Origin of the sequence: Leisingera sp. XS_AS12 (assembly GCF_041224635.1) — a bacterium.
GTDB lineage: Bacteria > Pseudomonadota > Alphaproteobacteria > Rhodobacterales > Rhodobacteraceae > Leisingera.
The window spans coordinates 1-423 of sequence record NZ_JBGFGM010000130.1 but is presented as its reverse complement, the minus strand read 5'-3'; the positions used below and the strand labels follow the sequence as shown (position 1 = coordinate 423).

The following is a 423-nucleotide window of genomic DNA, read 5'->3' as shown; positions in this document are numbered from 1 at the left end:
GTGGTGGCGGGAGATTGACCCCTCGCCGGTGTCATGGGCAAAACCGCCCTTTCTGGCGCCGGTGTTCAGCGCCAGGATCGCGTTCTTCGACAGGGATCCGAAGCTCATCGCCGAGATGTTGAACAGGGACGCCGAATAGGGCTGGTGACAATCGGGGCCGCCGATGGTGACACGGAAATCGCTATCTTCGATATCGACCGGAGCGGCCGAGTGAGTGATCCAGCCATAGCCGGAGCCATAGACATTCTCGGTGGTGCCGAAAGGCCGCTTGTCTTCGACGCATTTAGCGCGCTGATACACCAGGGCCCTTGCCTCGCGAGAGAACGGCACCTCTTCGCGGTCGCCTTCCAGCATATACTGGCGGATCTCTGGCCGGATGGATTCCAGAAGGAAACGCATGTGACCCATAATCGGGTAGTTGCG

1 protein-coding gene is annotated in these 423 nt (G+C 60.0%); it reads right to left on the bottom strand.

Going from position 1 to position 423, the window contains the following annotated elements; genetic code table 11:
• Positions 1-423, bottom strand: a 423-nt coding sequence (locus AB9K35_RS24560) for a glutamate synthase-related protein (RefSeq protein WP_369930235.1), incomplete at both ends; no start/stop codon positions are given.